The organism is Mycobacterium gordonae (assembly GCF_001417955.2).
In the GTDB taxonomy this organism is placed as follows: domain Bacteria; phylum Actinomycetota; class Actinomycetes; order Mycobacteriales; family Mycobacteriaceae; genus Mycobacterium; species Mycobacterium gordonae_B.
This window is the reverse complement of sequence record NZ_LKTM01000112.1, coordinates 82,044-101,242: the sequence shown is the minus strand read 5'-3', so window position 1 is coordinate 101,242 and position 19,199 is coordinate 82,044. Positions and strand designations below refer to the sequence as shown.

At 66.9% G+C, this 19,199-nt stretch carries 18 protein-coding genes; 9 read left to right on the top strand and 9 right to left on the bottom strand.

Going from position 1 to position 19,199, the window contains the following annotated elements:
• Positions 1 to 25: 25 nt before the first annotated feature.
• Entirely contained in the window at positions 26 to 1,177 is a 1,152-nt protein-coding gene (locus AO501_RS11295) for an aromatic ring-hydroxylating oxygenase subunit alpha (protein WP_055577796.1), read from the top strand.
• Here the strand turns inward: AO501_RS11295 and AO501_RS11290 are convergent.
• Complete coding sequence (locus tag AO501_RS11290; RefSeq protein ID WP_055577795.1) at positions 1,166 to 2,479, bottom strand: lipocalin-like domain-containing protein; 1,314 nt, start codon at positions 2,477 to 2,479, stop codon at positions 1,166 to 1,168. The genes AO501_RS11295 and AO501_RS11290 overlap by 12 nt on opposite strands.
• Before the next feature lie 93 nt (positions 2,480 to 2,572).
• On the opposite strand from AO501_RS11290, the gene AO501_RS11285 reads away from it, so the two are divergent.
• The gene (locus tag AO501_RS11285; protein WP_055577794.1) at positions 2,573 to 4,057 is read left to right on the top strand and encodes an aldehyde dehydrogenase; all 1,485 of its coding nucleotides are present in this window, start codon (positions 2,573 to 2,575) and stop codon (positions 4,055 to 4,057) included.
• Here the strand turns inward: AO501_RS11285 and AO501_RS11280 are convergent.
• From AO501_RS11280 to AO501_RS11250, 7 genes are all read right to left on the bottom strand, one after another.
• Positions 4,029 to 4,469, bottom strand: coding sequence for a MaoC family dehydratase (locus AO501_RS11280; RefSeq protein WP_055577793.1), 441 nt, complete (start codon positions 4,467 to 4,469; stop codon positions 4,029 to 4,031). The two genes, AO501_RS11285 and AO501_RS11280, sit on opposite strands and share 29 nt — an antisense overlap.
• On the bottom strand, positions 4,466 to 4,939 hold the full coding sequence (locus tag AO501_RS11275; protein ID WP_055577919.1) for an FAS1-like dehydratase domain-containing protein: 474 nt from the start codon (positions 4,937 to 4,939) through the stop codon (positions 4,466 to 4,468). The genes AO501_RS11280 and AO501_RS11275 overlap by 4 nt, the downstream gene beginning before the upstream one ends.
• A gap of 59 nt (positions 4,940 to 4,998) precedes the next feature.
• A complete protein-coding gene (locus AO501_RS11270) occupies positions 4,999 to 5,421 on the bottom strand; it encodes a nuclear transport factor 2 family protein (protein WP_055577792.1) in 423 nt (140 codons plus the stop codon).
• A gap of 22 nt (positions 5,422 to 5,443) precedes the next feature.
• Complete coding sequence (locus AO501_RS11265) at positions 5,444 to 7,003, bottom strand: AMP-binding protein (protein WP_055577791.1); 1,560 nt, start codon at positions 7,001 to 7,003, stop codon at positions 5,444 to 5,446.
• A gap of 10 nt (positions 7,004 to 7,013) precedes the next feature.
• Entirely contained in the window at positions 7,014 to 8,141 is a 1,128-nt protein-coding gene (locus AO501_RS11260) for a Rieske 2Fe-2S domain-containing protein (protein ID WP_082658572.1), read from the bottom strand.
• A gap of 199 nt (positions 8,142 to 8,340) precedes the next feature.
• Entirely contained in the window at positions 8,341 to 8,532 is a 192-nt protein-coding gene (locus tag AO501_RS11255) for a ferredoxin (protein ID WP_055577789.1), read from the bottom strand.
• Between the two features lie 17 nt (positions 8,533 to 8,549).
• Positions 8,550 to 10,940: a CaiB/BaiF CoA-transferase family protein gene (locus AO501_RS11250; protein ID WP_055577918.1), complete on the bottom strand. Its 2,391-nt coding sequence runs from the start codon at positions 10,938 to 10,940 to the stop codon at positions 8,550 to 8,552.
• Between the two features lie 86 nt (positions 10,941 to 11,026).
• Here AO501_RS11250 and AO501_RS11245 point away from each other — a divergent pair, with 86 nt between their 5' ends.
• On the top strand, positions 11,027 to 11,848 hold the full coding sequence (locus AO501_RS11245) for a FadR/GntR family transcriptional regulator (protein WP_055577788.1): 822 nt from the start codon (positions 11,027 to 11,029) through the stop codon (positions 11,846 to 11,848).
• Positions 11,845 to 12,573 (top strand): SDR family oxidoreductase, encoded by a 729-nt coding sequence (locus tag AO501_RS11240; RefSeq protein WP_055577787.1) that lies wholly within the window; start codon positions 11,845 to 11,847, stop codon positions 12,571 to 12,573. Before AO501_RS11245 ends, AO501_RS11240 begins: the two co-directional genes overlap by 4 nt.
• On the opposite strand, the gene AO501_RS11235 is transcribed toward AO501_RS11240, so the two are convergent.
• Positions 12,536 to 13,387 carry an LLM class flavin-dependent oxidoreductase gene (locus AO501_RS11235; protein WP_055577786.1) on the bottom strand — a complete coding sequence of 284 codons (852 nt, stop codon included), beginning with the start codon at positions 13,385 to 13,387 and terminating at the stop codon, positions 12,536 to 12,538. The genes AO501_RS11240 and AO501_RS11235 overlap by 38 nt on opposite strands.
• 76 nt (positions 13,388 to 13,463) lie before the next feature.
• Here AO501_RS11235 and AO501_RS11230 point away from each other — a divergent pair, with 76 nt between their 5' ends.
• Genes AO501_RS11230 through AO501_RS11210 form a run of 5 tightly spaced genes read left to right on the top strand, consistent with a single transcriptional unit; the run spans position 13,464 to position 19,192 of the window.
• The gene (locus AO501_RS11230) at positions 13,464 to 14,528 is read left to right on the top strand and encodes an acyl-CoA dehydrogenase family protein (RefSeq protein ID WP_055577785.1); all 1,065 of its coding nucleotides are present in this window, start codon (positions 13,464 to 13,466) and stop codon (positions 14,526 to 14,528) included.
• A complete protein-coding gene (locus tag AO501_RS11225) occupies positions 14,525 to 15,619 on the top strand; it encodes an acyl-CoA dehydrogenase family protein (protein WP_055577784.1) in 1,095 nt (364 codons plus the stop codon). The genes AO501_RS11230 and AO501_RS11225 overlap by 4 nt, the downstream gene beginning before the upstream one ends.
• A complete protein-coding gene (locus AO501_RS11220; RefSeq protein ID WP_197419821.1) occupies positions 15,616 to 16,773 on the top strand; it encodes an acyl-CoA dehydrogenase family protein in 1,158 nt (385 codons plus the stop codon). The genes AO501_RS11225 and AO501_RS11220 overlap by 4 nt, the downstream gene beginning before the upstream one ends.
• The gene (locus tag AO501_RS11215) at positions 16,770 to 17,705 is read left to right on the top strand and encodes an acyl-CoA dehydrogenase family protein (protein ID WP_055577783.1); all 936 of its coding nucleotides are present in this window, start codon (positions 16,770 to 16,772) and stop codon (positions 17,703 to 17,705) included. The genes AO501_RS11220 and AO501_RS11215 overlap by 4 nt, the downstream gene beginning before the upstream one ends.
• Positions 17,702 to 19,192 (top strand): class I adenylate-forming enzyme family protein, encoded by a 1,491-nt coding sequence (locus AO501_RS11210; RefSeq protein WP_055577782.1) that lies wholly within the window; start codon positions 17,702 to 17,704, stop codon positions 19,190 to 19,192. The genes AO501_RS11215 and AO501_RS11210 overlap by 4 nt, the downstream gene beginning before the upstream one ends.
• Positions 19,193 to 19,199: the final 7 nt, after the last annotated feature.

Sequence of the window (19,199 nt, the reverse complement as noted above, 5' to 3'; positions counted from 1 at the left end):
CCGTCGGAAGGTCTGTAATGGAACGATGCAACACGACCAGCTCATCGACCTCACCCGCCGCGCGCTGAAATTAGCGCGGGACAAAACGACCGACCTCGCGCCCGCACAGCACCTGGTCGACGCGCGCGAGTACACCTCGGCCGAACGGCACGAGCGGGACCGCTCCCTGGTGCTGGCCAGCCCGCAACTGGTCGGCTATGTCTCTGAGTTGCCCGAGCCGGGTTCGTACTGCACCAAGACGGTGATGGGCCGGTCGATCCTGCTGACCAGAATCGCCGACGGTTCGGTCAAGGCATTCGACAATGTCTGCCTGCACCGGCAGGCGCAGGTCGTATCGGGATGCGGCGTGGCCAAGCGGTTCACCTGCCCGTACCACGCCTGGACGTACGACAACACGGGCCGCCTGTTCGCCGTTCCCGGCCGCGAAGGCTTTCCGGAAGTGATGCCGAAATCCGATGGCCTGACCGAGCTGCCGGCCACCGAGTTCGCCGGATTCCTCTGGGTGGCAATGGAACCCGGCACCAATCTGGACGTGGCTGCGCATCTGGGGCCGTTGGCCGAAGAACTCGACTCGTGGGGCATCGGTCGCTGGTCACCGCTAGGCGAGAAGGTGCTCGACTCCCCCATCAACTGGAAGCTCGCCATTGACACCTTCGCCGAGAACTACCACTTCGCGACCGTCCACCAGCAGACCTTCGCGACGATTGCGCGCAGCAACTGCACCGTGTTCGACGCCTACGGGCCGCACCACCGATTGATCTTCCCGCTCAACACGATCCTGGACCTCGACGACACCGCCGAGGACCAGTGGGTTCCGCTGAACAATTTGGTCGTCATCTACGCGTTGTTCCCGAACATCGTCATCTCGGTGACCATCGCCAACGGCGAGTTGTTCCGCGTGTACCCCGGCGACCGGCCGGGCCGATCCACCACGGTTCACCAGAATTCGACACCTCTGGACATGTCCGACGAATCCATGGCCGCGGGCGCGCAAGCCGTTTTCGAGTACGCCCACGCCACCGTGCGCGACGAGGACTACCGGTTGGTCGAGGGGCTGCAGGCCAACCTCGAATCGGGCGCCCGGGCGCGACTTGTGTTCGGGCGCAACGAGCCTGGGCTGCAGCACCGTCACATCGCGTGGCAGCGGGCGGTGGACCAGGACGGCTCAGCTACCTGAAAGTGCGGTGCCGAGATCGTCGAGGATGGTTGCGACCGGTTCCTGTTGGCCATCGCGCTCGTTGCGCACCAGCGCCAGGGCCTCCTCGCGGCGACCCGCCGCTAGCAGAGGCCTCAACTGATCCGCCAGGTCCTGCTGCTCATCGGCGCCGGCGCACGCCAGCACATCCACCAGCTCCCAGTCCCGGTACATGGCCAGCGAACGCTCGTTGAACGCGAACCCCGTGACGGCCTCGCCCCCGAGCATCCCGTGGTAGCGGTACGGGCCTTCCATGTACTCGATCGGCAGGCCGTGCGCCGGGGCCGCCACCAGCGGCTCCCCGACGATATCCAATTGTAAAGCGGCACAGGTGATCCGATGCCGGTCCGGCATGTACCTCGGCTTGCTCGGCGGCCGGATGAGGGTCCGGATCGCGTCCGGCCAGCGGACGTAGCTGCTGATCGTGACATCTAAATCCTCGGCGCACTGCGGTGGCCGATCGTCGGGATAGCTCGTCGTGATGCCGGTAAACGGTTGCAGCGCATTGCCTTCGGTGCGCAGGAACTGCCGCCAGATACTCATGTCCACACCGTTGTCGAAATTGATCGTGCGCCACTCGTGCGACCTGGTGCGCGGCGGCTCGCCGGTTCCGCCGCCGGCGTACTTCGGGAACCATTGCCGATCCACATGCCCAGCGCTGCCGCTGACCTGCTCCGTGGTCGTGCCCCAACGCAGGGTCCCGGTCATGGCCATGCCGGTCTGAAAGTACGAGTAGGTGTCGTCCTGGCCGAAGCAGGCGATCTTGCCGTTGTACGTTGAGGCGCCCAGCGGTGTCGGGGCCCGGGTCGGCGTGACCGTGAGGTCCAGGTGCATCGACTGGCCCGCCTGGTCGGTGCCCGTCAGGCTGATCTCGTAGGTGTAAGGCCGCAATGCGCCGTCAGCGTCGCGCACGGTGGCCCACCGGGCAGTGCCGGCACCGGTGTCGTACGACACGTCGAGATGCCCTACCGCACTGGACAGTTTGGGTTTCGCCCCGGGCTCCGTGCTGGCCGGAGGCATGTCGTAGTCCGTGTAGGTGCCGTACTCGCCGCTGTCGAGATCGAACAACGCCAGCGTGTAGAAATCGGCGACGATGCTGCCGCCGGGCCGGTTCCGGTTGAAGATGGTCAGGAACGCGAAGGACCTGTTGGCAGACGCAAGTTCACCGGCGATGAACCACGTATCGGACTCCTGGTCGGGGTGCTGACCTTCCGCCGCGGGAAAATCCAGTTGGCTGTCCCCGGGCACCAATTCGAACGGGTAGCTACGCCAATCGCCGGTCACGTCACGCCTCGTGTCGAAGGAAAAGCCCGCTTTTTTGGCTATGTTAGCATCAATAGTGAAATTACCGTCGCCTGCCCTGAGGTGGTTACCCCGATGACGGCGAGTCTGCGTTCCTATGACCAACTGTTCATCGGCGGCCGGTGGCGCACGCCGTCCGGACCGGAGCGTCTGCAGGTCATTTCGCCGCACTCCGAGGAACCGATCGCCGAAGTCCCCGCCGGCTCTGCCGATGAGGTCGACGCGGCCGTCCGGGCCGCCCGCCGTGCGTTCGACGAGGGTCCGTGGCCGCGGCTGCAACCGCAGGAGCGGATGCGCAAAATCGAAGAACTGGCCGCGGTTTATGGTCGGCACATCGAGCAGATGGCCGACCTGATCACAGCGCAGATGGGATCGCCGCGCAGTTTCAGCCGGCTCGGTCAGGCGGCCGGCGCCGCCTCCATGATCCATCTGACACTCGCGGCGGCCCGTGACTTCCCCTGGGTGGAGCGCCGCCAAGGCGTGCTGGGCGAGGCACACCTGCGCCGCGCGCCGGTCGGTGTGGTCGGGGCGATCGTGCCGTGGAACGTGCCGCAATGCCTGATCATGCCCAAGTTGATTCCCGCGTTGATCGCCGGCTGCAGCGTGATCATCAAGCCCGCGCCCGAAACCCCCTTGGACGCACTGTGGTTGGCTGAGATGATCGAACAGCTCGACCTGCCGGAGGGAGTCGTGTCGGTCGTGACCGGCGGCCCGGATGTGGGCGAGGCCCTGGTCCGGCATCCCGGCGTGGACAAGGTCGCGTTCACCGGATCCAGCGCCACGGGACGACGCATCGCGGCCCTGTGCGGCGAGCAGTTGAAGCGGGTGAGCCTGGAGCTGGGCGGCAAATCGGCGGCGATTGTTCTCGACGATGCCGACATCGGTAAGACGGTGGCCGGCCTGAAGACGGCAGGCCTGATGAACAACGGGCAGGCGTGTGTCGCGCAGACGCGCATCCTGGTCAGCCAACGCCGCCATGACGAGCTGGTCGAGGCACTCACCGACATGATGTCGAGCCTGAATGTCGGCGATCCCACCGACGACAAGACCGACATCGGACCGCTCGTCGCCCAACGCCAACAGCAGCGGGTGCAGGACTACATCCGGTCCGGGCAGCAGGAGGGCGCGCGCCTGGTGATCGGCGGCGCGGATGCTCCGGAGCCCCGCGGCTGGTATGTGCGCCCAACGCTGTTCACCGATGCCACCAACGACATGCGGATCGCGCGCGAGGAGATTTTCGGCCCGGTCCTGACGGTGCTGACCTATACCGACGAGGACGACGCGGTCGCGATCGCCAATGACAGTGATTACGGGCTGGCCGGGTCGGTGTGGACCGCGGACACCGCCCACGGCCTCGACATCGCGGCGCGGGTGCGCACGGGAACCTACGGCATCAACATGTACATGCTCGACATCAGCACCCCGTTCGGTGGCTTCAAGCACTCCGGCATCGGCCGTGAGTTCGGGCCCGAGGGCCTGGAAGAGTACGTGGAGCTGCAGTCGGTCGCCTGCAACGGAAAGTTGCCGCCGCTCAACGCGGTTGGGGAAACTGCACCGTGATCTCGACCGGGCAGCACAAAACATCGTGCTGGTTGCGCACCTCGATCTGCAGGTCGACGAGGTAGCGCGGGGGGTCCGTCGTGGTGTCGCAGCGTTTGGCCACCGCCCGCCCCCGACCCACCATGGAGTCGCCGGCATAGATGGAGCCGGCCAGTCGCATCGAGCGTCGCACCACGCGACTGCTCGGACCGGCCCAATCGGTGGCGATGCGGTCGGCAAATCCGGCCAGGTGCATGGTGTTGACGAAAATCGTTGGATTGCCCTGGCTTTGCGCGTAGGCCGGGTCGAAGTGGCCGGGAAAGTAGTCCCAGGTGGCGCCGGCGTTCTCGACCACCCGCTGATAGCTGATCTCGTCGACAACGTCGGGCAGGTCGGCGGGGATGCTGATCGCGTTCCAATCCAGTTCGCTCACGGGGCCGCCTCGGGCGTGAATCGGAACAGCGTGTTACGGGATGTGGCAACGACGGCGCCGTCCTGCCGGCGGTAGGTCTCCAAGGTCTCCACGAAGTGTCCGACACCGAGTCGGGTCCGCTTCTCCGGCGATACCGACACCAACTCCTCCACCGCGGTCAACAGATCGCCTTCCAGAATCGGGTGCAGAAGCTCAACGTCGTTGGCGGCGTTGATGAATGTGGTACCCGGCAGCGGAACACGCAGGGCCAGTGAGGCGCTCGGCGGGCGCCCTCCCGGTTGCCAGGGCGGCGGTATCAGCCATCCCATCAACAGCGCCGGTGGCGCCGCCAGGCCGCCCCACCGCTCGCGAGCGAACTCGGCATCCCAGTAAGAGCGGTTGCCGTCGCGGACCATCGCAGCGAACAAGTGGATGCGCGCGCCACTGATCGGCGTTGCCGCCGTGCGGGGTTCACCCGCCATGCCAACCATCCGCAACGCGTCTTCGTAGGTGCCGAAGGCCAGCTGGTAGCTCAGCTCCACGTCGGCACTCACATGACGAGGTGGCGGCTCGGCACCGAATCCCAGACGAGCTCGCGGGACGTGAAATACCAGCCGCCCCGCTCGTAGATCAGCCGGTCCCGGTACGTGCCGGTGGCCTGCAGCGTGGTGTCGTTGTGCACGGCGGCGAAAAGTATTGCCACACAATGCTGTGTCGCATTGACGCCGTCGATGTGGATCTCATGGTCAACCGAGACCAGCCGCTGTCCGTCGCCGCCGTCGAAGGCCGACCACAGGTCGGTGAATGACTCACCCCCGCGAATGTAGCGGGCGCCGGAATGGCGGAACGTGGTGATCCACGCCTCGCGGTTCCCCTGCGAGTACGCCCGGTTGTGCCGCGCGGTCAGGTCCAGGATGCCCGCACGTCCCGTCGCGGCCTGCAGCATCTGCTGCTCCTGATAGGTCATTGTCATCGTTGTTTCTCCAACCTGTCTGTCACCGACTCAGTACGTATCCGTGGCGTTCACGATCCCACGCGCCCGCCGACAACCCGCGGGCGCGCAACAGGTCTTTGCGTATCCGCCCGATGACGTTCCGCGGAAGTTCATCAACGGTATCGACGTATCGGGGCACGCAGAAGTAAGGCATCCGGGCGGCGCAGTAATCGAGCAGCTCCGCGCAATCCAGTGCGGCGCCGCCACGTAACGTCACGACCAACAGGATGTCGTCTTCACCGAGGTCGCTCGGCACGGCAACCGCGGCGGCTTCGGCAACGGCCGGGTGACTCGTCACCACCGCCTCCACTTCCACCGACGAGACGTTCTCGCCACGTCGGCGCAGCGAGTCCTTGACCCGGTCCACGTACGTGAGGTTTCCGTCGGCGTCGAGCGAGCCCAAGTCACCGGTGCGGAACCAGTCCGGGTATGGATCCACCTGCAGATCCGGGCCGTCGCCCCCGCGCACATACCCATGACTCATCACGCCGCCGTACCGGGCGCGGCAGGTGATCTCGCCGACGGATCCGGCCGGCAACTCCGCCCCGGCGGCATCAATGATGCGTACCTCGAAGTTCGGATTGATCTGGCCCGACGTGCCGGGCACCCCGTCATAGGCGACGCCGTTGACCGCCAGCGGAAAGGCCTCGGTCATCCCGTACATGGTGACAACGGCACAGCCGTAACGCTTTTCAATCGTCCGGTAGGACTTCGCGTCGATCGGGGCCGCCGAGATGAACCGCAGCGGAAGCTGCGCGTCACGCGGATCCGGTGGCAGGTTCTGCAGCATCGACACCATCGCACCGGCACCCACGAAGCCGACCGCACCGTGTGCCCGCACGGCGTCCCATACGGCGGCGGGGTGAAAAGCGCCGGCCAGCACCGTCGTTCCGCCCACCAGCAGCGGCGCCAGCACACTGGGCGCCGCGCTGAGGTGGAACAGCGGCATCGCGGTCCACAGCACCTCCCCCGCCGCGAACTCCCAGGCTGCGACCGCGGTAGCCGCCACGGTGAAAAGGTACTGCCACGATGTGGCAACCGCTTTCGACGGGCCGGTGGTGCCCGAGGTGAAGAACAACGTCAACATTTCAGGGGTCCCGACGGCCGGCACCGGAACGTCTTGACACAGCACCTCGGCCACCCAATCATCCTGGATCACAATGGTTCTGATATCGACGATCTCATCGATGCGACTGCGCCGCTCGACATCGGCGATAACCAGCTTGGCCTGTGACAACTGCAGAGCGTGCAGCAGGAAGTCGCCCTTGTTGGCCGCGTTCACCGCGGCGCTCACCGCGCCGATCCGGGCCGCCCCCAACCAGAAGTAGATCCACTCCGGGCAGGTCGCGCTGAACAACGCGACACAATCGCCCGAGCCGATACCCTGATCCAGCAACAGGTTCGCCGCCGCGCAGGACCGTTGCCGTAGTTGCCCGAAGGTGATGTCCGTCCCGGCTACTGACAGCATGACCCGGTCGGGATACTGCTCGGCGCGGCGATCGAGTACTGCCGCCACGGTGAAGCTGTCGACACCGAAGTCGTCGGGCCGCGGGCGTCCCATCAGGCTGCCATCAGGCCTTGGCAGCCGCCGGGTCCGGCTCGCCGTCGGCGGTGTAGCCGAAGTCGTTAGGCGACGGTTGTTTGCCCGGGTAGAAGCGGTGTGCCCAGCGCCGGAGTGCCGCATAATCGTGCGCCTCTTCCGGCGCCAGGTTCGGCTTCTCCAGGTACTTCATGTTCTCCCAGGTGAAGAAGTCCTGCTTGATCACTTCCTGCTGCAGCGCCAGGAATTTGGCCGCACGACCGGTCGGCGCGTCGCCGCTGTCACCGGGTTCACGGATAGAGGCCTGGGTGTAGAAGTAGTCGGTGTAATCCTCGTCGACCGGGGTCTGCCCGGTGACCTGACAGGTGGCAACCAGGTCGCTGGGAAAGCGGACGACGCCGAGTCCCAGCGAGTAGTTGTCGTAGATGATCTTGGCGTCCACCGGGCCGTTCGGCGTCAACCACGTCTTGGCCCGGCCGCCGCCGAAGTGGGCGTTGACCGTGGCGTGCAGGTGATAGCCGGACACCTCGAACGAGGCGGTGTTGGCGGGATTTGCCGCTTTGTGCACGTATTGCACGTGATACGGGTCGGCCGCGTTCTCGATGATCATCTGCGCATGCACCTTGACCCGGTTGACCATGCGGGTGTGCGGATGCAGCGGGTAGTACTCGTCGGTCTCCAGCTCGGGCAGCACCGGCGGCTGCCAGTACGGCGCGCGGCCGTGCCGTTCGTGCCAGACCAGGATGAAGCCGTACCACTCGGCGGCCGGATACGTACGGATGCGGACGTTGTTCTTGCAACCGATCTTGCTGTACGGGATCAGCGCGTTGGTGCCGTCACCGCGCCACTGCCAGCCGTGCCACGGGCAGACGATGTGCTCACCCTCCACCGTGCCGCCGACGCCCATGTTCGCGCCGAGGTGCTGGCAGTAGGCGTCCAGCACATGCACCTTTCCGGACTTGGTGCGGAACAGCACCAACTCCTCGCCGAAGTAGTGCACCCTCTTGACCTCGCCGGCCGCGAGGTCAGAAGCGAAGCCGACGATGAACCAGCCGGTCGGGAAACGGTAGGTGGACAGCGCGATCCCGGAGGGTCCGAACTCCTGTTCCGACGGGTCCTCGGTGTCGGCCGATGCCAGGTCTGAAGATATGTCCGTCACGAGTTCTCCGTTTCCCACGCGGCGGTGCAGCGATGAGGACGCTCACACTTCACCGCGGTTCGGCGCGTATGTCTATTTTTACTATTTTAGACATTGAACGTCAACGCGGCTGCCTCAGCCCCGATTCGACATGGGTTTGCGCCAGTCACTCAAAGGCCAAATGTCGGTCGCGCCTTGACGCAGCGCGCTCAGTTCGATGTCACTCGACGATGCGCAGCGCCGCCCTCGGACACTGTTCGACTGCGGCGCGCACGTCGATTTCGCGTTCCGCGGGCACCGGACCATCGGCAATCTGCACGACGTCCTCATCCCCCAGTTCAAAGATGTCCGGGGCGATGGACTCGCAAAAACCGTTGGCCTCGCACATATCCGGGTCGACGATCACCCGCATCGAATGCCCCTTCCTCCTCAGAGCCCTACTGGGCGGGTCCCGATCACCTTGCCGGCGGCAAGATGCTCGAGTTCGGCCTCAGTCAGCCCACATTGATCGCGCAGTATGTCCTCATTGTGCTCGCCGAGCGTCGGCGGCGGGCGCAACAGCCACTGCCGCTGACCGGACAGCAGGGCGAACGGTGGGGTGGGATACAGGCCCGGGCCCGTTCTCGGGTGCACCAGCGACTCGAAAAAGCCCCGTGCGCGCAGCTGAGGGTTCTCGGTGACGAGCGACGGCGAACCGACCGGTGCGGCGGGCACACCGGCCGCTGCCAGCAACTCCACCGTCGCATCGAGCGGTTGTGTGGCGAACCATTCCTGCAGCGCGAGGTCGATCTCGTCGGCCCGTTCCCGGCGACCGGCCTCGCCAGTCAATTCCTCGTCGCGTAATGCGCCGATCACGTCCACCAGGGACGCCCATTGACGGTCGTCACACACGCTGACCGCTATCCAGTCGTCGTCCCCCGCGCACCGGTAGATGTTCTGCAGTGCGCCGCCCTGTCCGCGATTTCCCCTCCGGCTCAACGTCTTACCGAATACCTCGGCTTCGATCGGTTGGATCGCCGTGGTATTCAGCACCGTCTCCAGCATCGGCAACTCGACCTGCTGGCCGGTTCCGGTGCGCTCGGTGAAATGCAGCGCGGCCAGTACCGCGAACGCGGCGTGCACGCCTGCCAGCGGGTCGCAGGCGCCGCGCGGCGTCACCGGTGGCGCCTCGGGTAGCCCGGTCACCCAGGTGAGCCCGCCGATCTGCTCCATGGTGGGAGCGAATCCCACCCGCTCGCGCCACGGGCCGGCCAGTCCGAACGCCGGCATCCGGGTGACCACGAGTGCGGGATTGATCTTCAGCAGCACGTCGGCGGTGAGACCGAAGTGGTCCATCACACGCGGCGAGAAGTTTTCGATCACCACATCGGCGCCGGCAACCAGGGTCCGGAACAGGCCCCGGCCTTCTTCGCTGCCCAAATCGAGTGTGACGGAACGCTTGTTGGTGTTCATCGCATGGAAGACCCAGCCGTACTCCCACCAGTCGTCCACATCGGTGCGCATGCCGCCCGAATAGCGGATGCCGTCGGGACGCTGGATGGACTCCACCTTCAGCACGTCGGCGCCGAACGCGGCAAGCAGGTGGGTGGCGGCGGGCCCGGCCCAGAAGGCGGTCAGGTCGACGATGCGGACACCCCGCAGCGGCAGCCCGGCATCCGCGGTCGAAGACGCGTGTTCGCTTGGCTGCCATGGTGATTCGTCATCATTGGCACCGAGCGCGGGGGTTTCGCCCACCGGCGCGGGCCCACACTCCGCCATCAGCCACGGCGCACGAGGCTGGTGAAATCCCGCGGGGTTGCGCACGAATACCCCACGTTCGGTCATGTACTCCATGTCACGGATGGTGGCGCCGTTGCCCAGGGCCGCGATCGGCAGCCGGAAGAGCTGGCCCAGCTCGACGATTTCGGCGACCGTCCGCTCGGCGAACCAGGGACCGATCGATTCGTAGATGAAGTCGCGGTATTCCCAGCGGCCGATCTGAAACCGCAGCTGCGGAATCTCCTCGAACTGCGGGCATTCGACCATCGCGGCGAAGTCCAGCCACTGCTGTCCGGTGACCATCGTGATGCCGACGTAGCCGTCCTTGGCCGGCACGATCGACGGCACCTCCAGGGTGCGGCGGATCGGAGGGACACGCAGCAGTTGGGAATGCAGCCATTCGCTGCTCTGCATCGCGGTGATCGCCTCGAGCATGGACAGGTCCAGGTGCTCGCCGGGGCCGCCTCGCTGGACCCGGCGGCGCACGGCCAGCGCTCCGAACGCTGCGTACACGCCACCCATGTACTCGCCGAGGTCGCCGCCGATCGAGATCGGCGGACCCGCCGGGTCGCCGCGGAAACCGGTGCAGCCCGACCAGGCCTGCAGCGTGAACTCGGTGGCGGCGCGGTCGGCGAACGGACCGGACCAGCCGAAGTCTGAGATGGTGACGACGACTGCGCGGGGCGACTCGGCCAGCAGTCGCTGCGGGTCGATGCCCAACTCGGTGGCGCGCAAAGGTGCCACGGCCACGATCACCACGTCAGCCCCAGCCAGTTCGGCTTGCAATCGCTGTGATTCCGGCGACACGCTCAGGCTGCTCTTACCGGCGTTGAGGTAGCTAAACAGCGGCGCGTCGTGCCCGGGCGGTACGGGCGAGCACGTCGCCGAGTAGCCACGCAGCGGATCCCCTTGTGGCGGCTCCACTTTGCGGACCTGTGCGCCGGCATCCACCAACAGCTTCCCACAGTAGCTGCCGGCCAGGCGGTCACTGATCTCGACGACCCGAAGTTCGTCCAGGGGCGTCGGCCGGTTATCGGCCTGGTGACTCACGCGGCTATTTATACCATTACTGCTAAAATAGCTAAGCCAACCGAGTTCGCGGCTCAATCACCGTGCGCTCTCTCCTGCTGCAGGTTGCGAGGAACCGGATGACCGCCTTGGGTATTGGACCCGACGCCCGTCGCCGGCTGTCGGCGCCCAGGATCGCTGAAATCGTAGCCGACGAGTTGCGCCGCCAGATCATCGACGGTGAACTGGCCGACGGCGATCTGCTGCCGCGCCAGGAAGTGCTCGTCGAGCAGTTCAAGGTCAGTCTGGTGTCGCTGCGCGAGGCCCTGAGAATCCTGGAGACCGAAGGGCTGGTCTCGGTGCGGCGGGGCAACCGCGGCGGTGCCGTCGTACACGCACCGGCCAAGACCAGCGCCGCCTACATGCTGGGCCTGGTCCTGCAGAGCGAGTCCGTCGCCGTCAGCGACCTCGGCGCGGCATTGCAGGAGCTGGAGCCCGCCTGCGCCGCGCTCGCCGCCCAGCGCCCCGACCGCGCCGACACTTTGGTGCCCGAACTCAAGCGGGTCAACGACGCCATGGCCGAGAACCTGGAAGACGGGCGGTTGTTCACCGAAATCGGCCGCGAATTCCACAATCTCATCGTCCGAGGCTGCGGCAACCACACCATCATCGCCGTAGTCGGCAGCCTCGAAACACTGTGGAGCAGCCACGAACAACAGTGGGCGGACGAGAGCTCCGCCCGCGGCACCTATCCCTCGCTGGCCAAGCGCCGCGCGGCCCTCAACACCCACATCAAGCTCACCGAGACGATCGCCGAGGGCGACGTCGACCGGGCCCGGCGCATCGCCGGCCGCCACCTCGCCGACACCCAGACCTACGTGCTCTCCGGCCGACCGGAACAACGGATCTACGCACTGTCCCCGCAGGCGTTGTCGCGTCCGCGGGACGTCCGGCGCCCTTGACGACCCCGCGAACCGCATTGGTCACCGGCGGCAGCGGTGGCATCGGAAAAGCGTGTGCCGCCAAGCTGAGTCAGCTCGGCTACGACGTCGTGGTGGTGGCGCGCCGGGCGGAACCCCTGCGCGCGGCAGCCGAGGAGATCGGCGCCCGCGCCATCGTGGCCGACGCGTCCGACCCCGACGGATTCGCCGCTGCCATCAGTCCGCTCGAACATGTCGACCTCGTCGTCCACGCCTCCGGGGCGCTGGGTGGAACCTACGCGCGCAAGCAGACATTCGAGCAGTGGCGCACGATCATCTCGGCCAACCTCGATTCCTGCTTCGTCGTCACCTCCGCGGTGCTCCCCCGGATGCGCCCGGGCTCACGTCTGATCTTCATCTCATCGTCGGCGTCGCACGAACCGATGATGGCGCGCACCGCGTACTCGGCGTCCAAGGCCGGCATGAACGCATTCGCCCGTGCCCTGGCGATGGAGGTCGACCGCGACGGCATCGCCGTACATCTGGTGACCCCGGGTCCGGTGGAAACCGAAATGCTGCAGGATGTTCCGTTCGAGATGTACGCGATTCAGGTCTCCGACATCGCCAACGCGGTGGCATGGCTGGACACCGTCGAACCGTCGGTCGACCTGCCGGAAATCAGGCTCAGCGCGGTGCAGCGCGGACCCTATGCCCGCCCGCCGGTGGTGCCTACCGAAGTGCGCCGGCGTCGTTCGGAAAATTCCTGATCACCGATTCACCGAAGTCTTCGAGAGTCTGCGGTGCCGCGAAGTCGGCGAACCAGACGTAGCAGCGTTCGACCCGCTGCGCGGCCAGGCCCGCGAAATGGGCGATCAACTCGTCGGCATCGCCGCAGACCAGGCCCGGTCCAAGATGGCCGAATCGCCGGACGCTGACCTCCCGCACGGTGCCGGGGTCGGTTCCCGCCCGCGCGAAGCCGACCATCTGCTGAACCGAGATCCGGGCCGATCCCGTGGAATCGGCCAGCCGCGGCAGCCGATCCAGGTGGTTCGCCTGCAGATTCCACCAATCCGCGTACTTGGCAACGAGTTTCATCATTCGTGGGCCGCTGCCGCCGAGGACCAGCGGTATCGGGTGCGCCGGCGAGGGATTCTGGGCCCCGGCCCAGTACTTGGTGAGAAGCTCGAGATGGCGTCCGAGTTGTTCGACCCGTGCCACCGGATCCTGCTGGCCGACATCGAATTTCGTGAACTCCGCGGGCCACGAGCCCGATCCGAGGCCGAGGTCGAAGCGCCCGTCGCAGGCCGCGGACAGCGTCACTGCCTGCTTCGCCAGCACCGCCGGATGCCGGAACGCGTCGCAGAGCACCAGGTGACCGATGCGCAGCCGCTGGGTCCGGGCGGCAACCCAACTGGCAATGCCCATTGCCTCCCAGATGTTTTCATCGGGCTGCCCCGGAGCTTCGAGATGATCGATGAAGGCGATTCCGTCGAATCCGGCCGCTTCGGCACACTGGGCGCGATCCACGATGTCCGCGACCGATACCCGCACCTGCGGCAGGAACAGATACCACTCGACCATCCGACCCGACCCTTTCCCGGTGGCTGCGATTGCGTGCCGCTCGCTAGTTTACTATTTTTATTATGTTAGGGGTCTTATGGATGTTGGTCTGACTGCGGAGCAGCTGGCGCTGCGTGACACCGTGCGCGGCATCCTGCGCGCCGAGTGTCCACCCGATGCCGCCCGTCAGGCCTGTGCGGACCCGGACCGGTGGAGCAGTCTGTGGAAGACGTTCGTCGACCTGGGCTGGACCGAGTTGGCCAGCTACGACGACGGGGGCGAGTTCGGACCGGTCGAGCTGACGGTGGTGCTCGAGGAATGCGGCGCCGCCCTCGCGCCCGTTCCGTTGCTGAGCAGCGTGGGCCTGGCCGCCGGCGTACTCCGTGCGGCCGGCCCGGAGGTCAATGAGGCGCTTGCCGAGATCGCCTCGGGAGCCGTCGCGACGCTGGCGGTGCACTCCCCCGACGCCCGGCTGCCGGGTACGGCTACGACGCTGCGCGACGGCCGGTTGCGCGGGCGGGCGGTCGTCGTCCCCCACGCGGCCCGCGCGGAGCTGATCGTCACCCTGGCCGACGCCGACGAGCGTGGCCCGGTGGCCGCGGTCGTACGTGCCGGTGACGGCGTCAGCATGGTGGCCGGCGAGTCGACCGACCCCGCCCAGCCCGTCGCCGAGGTCGAGATCGACACCGTCCCCCTGGCCGTCGCGCCGGTGGAATCCGTCGACTCCGCGCTATCGGCACCGCTGGTCGCGATCGCCGCGGACCTTCTCGGAGCGGCGAGCGCAGCCCTGCAGCGTTCCGTCGAGCACGCCAAGACTCGTCGTCAGTTCGGCAGCCCCATCGGCGCCTTCCAAGGCGTCAAACACGCGCTGGCGGACAACTACGTCAGCGTTGAGCGCGCCCGCAGTCTCACCTACGCTGCCGCGGGCCGGCTCGAGCAACCCGGCTCATGGACCGCGGCCGCTTTGGCCAAAGCCGCCGCCGCCGATGCCGCAAGCGCCTGCGCGCGCACGATGGTCCAGGTGCACGGCGCGCTGGGTCAGACCTGGGAGCACGACGCGCACCTCTATGTCCGGCACGCCTGGCAGGGGGCAACCCTGCTGGGCGACAGCCGCGCGCTGTACCACGAAGTGGGCCGCCGGTACGCGGAAGGTGCTAAATGACTTCCATCACAGCGGAATTCGGAGCCTGGCTAGCCGACTTCCTGCCGGGCGACTACTACGACCGTTATCGCGAGTACCGCTGGGACATCCCGTTGCGCCGCGACTACCAGCGGGCCGCCTTCGAAGCCGGTTGGCTGCAACCTACCTGGCCCCGTGAACATGGCGGCCGGTCCCTGGGCCTGCGGGACGCGATGGAGATCCGCATCGAGGCCGCGCTGCGGTCGGCACCCAAGCTGCCCAACGTCGCGGGACCGGGTGTCGCTGCGCCAGGGATCCGGCAATTCGGCACGCCCGACCAGGTCGACCGCCTGCTGGTGCCGTTGCTGCGCGGCGACGAATGGTGGGCGCTGGGCATGTCCGAACCCGAAGCCGGGTCCGATTTCGCCGGGTTGCGCACCCGCGCCGAGCGCGACGCCGATGTGTTCCGCGTCAACGGCCACAAGATCTGGACCACTCAGGCTCATGAGTCGCGCTGGTGCACCCTGTATGCCCGCACGGACCCGGAGGCACCCAAACACCGCGGCATCTCCTGCCTGATTCTCGATCTGCAGTCGCCCGGCGTGCGGATCGAGCCGATCCGAATGGCCTCGATCTCCGACGAGACGTTCTGCGAGGTCTTCCTCGACGACGTCGAGGTGCCGGTGGACAACCTGCTGGGTCCCCTGCACGGCGGCTGGACCGTCGCGATGTCGTCGCTTCACCATGAGCGCCAGATGATCTGGATCATGAACTGGGTGGAGATCCAGCGGGGACTGGACTCGATCCGGGGTGCGGCAACCGAGGACATCTACTCCGAACTCGGCGCGCTGATCGCTGACGCCGAAGCTCTGCGGGCCACCGGATACCGTGCCCTGGCGAACGAGCTCGCCAGCCGCCCCAGCCCGGAAGCCGACACCATGAAACTGCTTGGATCAATTACCTTGCAACGGGTTTGGGACCTGTCCGCGGCCGCGGCAGGACCGGCCTCGGCGGCGGACCCCGATTTGTTGTTCGAGCGGCAGGACGCCCTGGCCGCAACCATCTACGGCGGGACCTCCGAGGTTCAGCGCAACATCATCGCCGAGCGACTGCTCGGGCTGCCGAAGGGATGACCAGGATGGACTATGACCTCGGAGACGACGCGGGTGAACTGCGAAACCGGTTGCGGCAGTTGATCGCCGAACACATCCCTGCCGACTTCCTGGGCGCGTGCACCGATGATCCCGACGACCTGGCCACCACCGAATCCTTTTGCAAGCTGCTGGCCTCCGAGGGGCTGCTGGCGCTGGCATGGCCGAAAGAACATGGTGGTGGCGGTGGTTCGATCTGGCAGCAGACCGTGCTGCGCGAGGAGATGTGGGCCAATTACGAGCCCCGGGGACCACAGTACATGGGCATCAACTGGGTCGGCCCGGCGATCATGCGCTACGGGACCGACGAGCAGAAGGCCAAACACCTCGCCGGCATTGCATCCGGAGAAGTGATCTGGTGCCAGGGCTTCTCCGAGCCGGAGGCCGGAACCGACCTCGCGTCGCTGCGCACCCGCGCCGTCCCGGACGGTGACGGCTGGCGGATCACCGGCCAGAAGGTATGGACGTCGTACGCCCGGATGGCGTCCTGGTGCGTGCTGGCCGCCTGCACCCACCCGGACGCGCCGAAACCCAAGCGGCTGAGCCTGTTTCTGATTCCGATGGACCGGCCCGGCTTCACGGTCCGCGGCATCCCGTCCATGCTCGGACCGCATCACCTCAACGAGGTGTTCCTCGACGACCTGCCGGCGTATTCCGGTGACGTGCTCGGCGAGCCGGGCGACGGCTGGCGGGTGATGCGGGAGGCGTTGGCATTCGAGCGCGTCGGCATCGCCCGCTACGCGCGCTGCGAATCGCTGCTGCACCGGATGCAGGACGAGCTCGGACCGGACTGGGACAAGTTGCCCGAATCGATTCGGGTGCGATGGGTTCGGGCGCTGGTCGATCTGCGCGTGGCCCGATTGATGGCCTACCGCGCCGTATCACTGCAGGACGACCCGGCCGCAGGGGCGGCCGCCAGCGCCGCGCGCATCGCCACCACCACCTGCGATCAGTTGGTCGCCGAGCTGCTCTTCGACGTGCTGGGCCCCACCGCGCTGGACAGCGGCAGCTCGGCGGCACTGTACGGCGCGGTCGACGACCATTGGCGCTATGCGCAGGCCGCCACCGTCGCCTCGGGCACCATCGAAGTTCAGCGGATGATGGTGGCGCGTGACGTGTTGGGAGAGCACCGGTGAATACCGAACTGCCACAGGACATCACCGACTTCGCCGCCGTTGCCGTCAAGCGGCTGGGCCGGCTGGGCGGTCCGCCGGCGGCGCTGCGCGCCGAGACCGACGACGGCATCCGGCTCGCGGCGCGCGACGCGCTGATCGAGGTCGGCGCATTCGATCTTGACGTCCGGTCGGGATCCGACGACCTGCTGGCCGCCGCGGTACTCTGCCAGGCCGCGGGAGCGACGGCGCTGCCCTATCCGGTCGTGGAGGAACTGCTGACGGTCGACGGTGCCCGGCTGAGCCTGGTGAACCCGCTGGCGCCGCGCGTCGATCATGGCGACCTGCCCGGCCCGTGGCTCGGCGCCGATCTCGAGGGCAACAGTTACCAGCTCCGGCCCGCGTCGCGGACGGCCGCGAAGCTGGGACCGTTTCTGGTGCCGGCCACACTGTCGGCACCGGACGGCACGGTGCCGGCCGCCGACGTTAACCTTCATCTCGTGCTGGGATCATGGCGGATTCTGGGTGCGGTGCAGCAGGCGCTGGACATCGCGACGCAGCACGTGCAGGCCCGGGTGCAGTTCGGTAAGCCGCTCGCCGATTTCCAGGCCGTCCGGTTCACCGTCGCCGATGCCGCGGTCGCGGTGCGCGGGTTGCACGAGCTGGCCAAGTACACCCTGTGCCGGCCGGAATCGATTCCGGCGCGGACTCTTTCGGCAGACGCGCTGGTGCTGCGACTGAAGGCGGCCGAGACGGCACGACAGGTGTTGCGCACCGCGCACCAACTGCTCGGCGCGCTGGGCTTCTGCGACGAGTCCGACATCAGCGTGCTCGACCGGCACACCCAGCCGCTGATCCGATTGCCGTTGAGTCCCGAGGCGCTGGCCTTGCGGCTGATTTCAAACGTGGCCGACGGTTCCTTCGAGACTCTGTTCAGCGGGCGCATCCCGGCATGAATCAGCCAGTCACCGAAGAGGTTCCCCCCAACCCGTTCGAAGACGGCGTCCCCTTCGCGACCAAGCTGACCGAACTCGCCGAACGACAACGTGACGACACCGCGGTCACGGTCGTCTCGCTGGACGGCAGTGCGCATGCACTGACCTTCGGAGAACTCGATGCCCGGGCCAATCAGTGGGGACGGGCACTGGCGGCACGCGGTGCGGAGACGGGTTCGCTGGTCGCCATCGCCATCCCGAACTCTATGCACCTGGTGCTGGCCACACTCGGCTGCTGGAAAGTTGGCGCCGTTCCGATTCCGATGCACTGGGACCTGCCTGAGTGGGAACGCGAGCGGGTGCGGGCGGTGATCAACCCGACCGTCGTGGTCGACGAGACCACCCGCTGGGAGTTGGACGCATTCGCGTCCGCCGCACCCGCGAGGCCGCTGCCGACCGCGGTGTCCCCGACCGCCAACGGCATCTGTTCGAGCGGGTCCACCGGCGTGCCCAAGGTGATCCTGAACCTGGCGCCGTCGCTGTGGATCCCGCAGCAGGGCGAGCCGTTCATGGAGAACTGGACACCGGTGCCCAAGCCGCAGCGGATCATGGTGCCGGCGCCGATGTATCACACCAACGGCTTCGCCCCGCTACTGATGCTGCTGGGCGGCGATCACCTGGTGATCCTCGAAAAGTTCCACGCACCAACGTTTGTCGACACCATCGAGCGCTTCCGCATCACCAACTTCACGGCGACGCCGACGATGCTGTCCCGCGTCGCCGCGCTGCCGGACATCGGCCGGCGCGACCTGTCCAGCATCGTGTTCATCCTGCAGGGCGCGGCTGTGATGCCGCCGTCGTTGCTGCACACCTGGTTCGAGTTGCTCAGCCCGGAACAGATCGTGATGGCCTACGGCATGACCGAGAACCTGGGGCTCACCGCACTGCGCGGCGACGAGTGGCTGAGCCATCCGGGCAGCGTCGGTCGTGGCTTCCGGGACACCGAGATCCGGATTCTGGACGCCGACAAGCGGCCCCTCGGGCCGGGCGAACACGGGGACATTTATCTGCGGGCTCCGATGAGCGCCGGCTACCGCTACCTGGGCGGGGCGCCGCCGCTGCCGTCCACCGAGGACGGGTTTCGCTCGGCCGGCGACATCGGCCACCTGGACGAGGACGGTTACCTGCACATCACCGACCGGCGCGCCGACATGATCATCAGCGGCGGCGCGAATGTCTTTCCGGCAGAGGTGGAATCAGCCCTGTCGGGGCACCCGGGCGTCGCCGATGTCGTGGTCATCGGCCTGGCCGACGCACGATGGGGACGACGGGTGCACGCCGTCATACACGCCGCTGGTCCCCTGACCGAGCAGCAGGTGATCGAGTATGCCAAGAGCCGACTCGCGCCCTACAAGGTCCCCAAGACGGTGGAATTCGTCGACAGCATCCCGCGCACCGCGGCCACTAAGGTGAACCGGTCCGCAATGGTCGCGGCACGGGGCGGGTAGACAAGCC

Excerpts from the sequence above, each read along its gene's own strand:
- AO501_RS11230 (WP_055577785.1), top strand. The coding sequence starts at position 13,464 with ATGGATGTTGGTCTGACTGCGGAGCAGCTGGCGCTGCGTGACACCGTG.
- AO501_RS11245 (WP_055577788.1), top strand. The coding sequence starts at position 11,027 with ATGACCGCCTTGGGTATTGGACCCGACGCCCGTCGCCGGCTGTCGGCG.
- AO501_RS11255 (WP_055577789.1), bottom strand. The coding sequence starts at position 8,532 with ATGCGGGTGATCGTCGACCCGGATATGTGCGAGGCCAACGGTTTTTGC.
- AO501_RS11295 (WP_055577796.1), top strand. The coding sequence starts at position 26 with ATGCAACACGACCAGCTCATCGACCTCACCCGCCGCGCGCTGAAATTA.
- AO501_RS11225 (WP_055577784.1), top strand. The coding sequence starts at position 14,525 with ATGACTTCCATCACAGCGGAATTCGGAGCCTGGCTAGCCGACTTCCTG.
- AO501_RS11265 (WP_055577791.1), bottom strand. The coding sequence starts at position 7,003 with ATGGGACGCCCGCGGCCCGACGACTTCGGTGTCGACAGCTTCACCGTG.
- AO501_RS11275 (WP_055577919.1), bottom strand. The coding sequence starts at position 4,939 with ATGGTTGGCATGGCGGGTGAACCCCGCACGGCGGCAACGCCGATCAGT.
- AO501_RS11220 (WP_197419821.1), top strand. The coding sequence starts at position 15,616 with ATGACCAGGATGGACTATGACCTCGGAGACGACGCGGGTGAACTGCGA.
- AO501_RS11210 (WP_055577782.1), top strand. The coding sequence starts at position 17,702 with ATGAATCAGCCAGTCACCGAAGAGGTTCCCCCCAACCCGTTCGAAGAC.
- AO501_RS11270 (WP_055577792.1), bottom strand. The coding sequence starts at position 5,421 with ATGACAATGACCTATCAGGAGCAGCAGATGCTGCAGGCCGCGACGGGA.
- AO501_RS11285 (WP_055577794.1), top strand. The coding sequence starts at position 2,573 with ATGACGGCGAGTCTGCGTTCCTATGACCAACTGTTCATCGGCGGCCGG.
- AO501_RS11235 (WP_055577786.1), bottom strand. The coding sequence starts at position 13,387 with ATGGTCGAGTGGTATCTGTTCCTGCCGCAGGTGCGGGTATCGGTCGCG.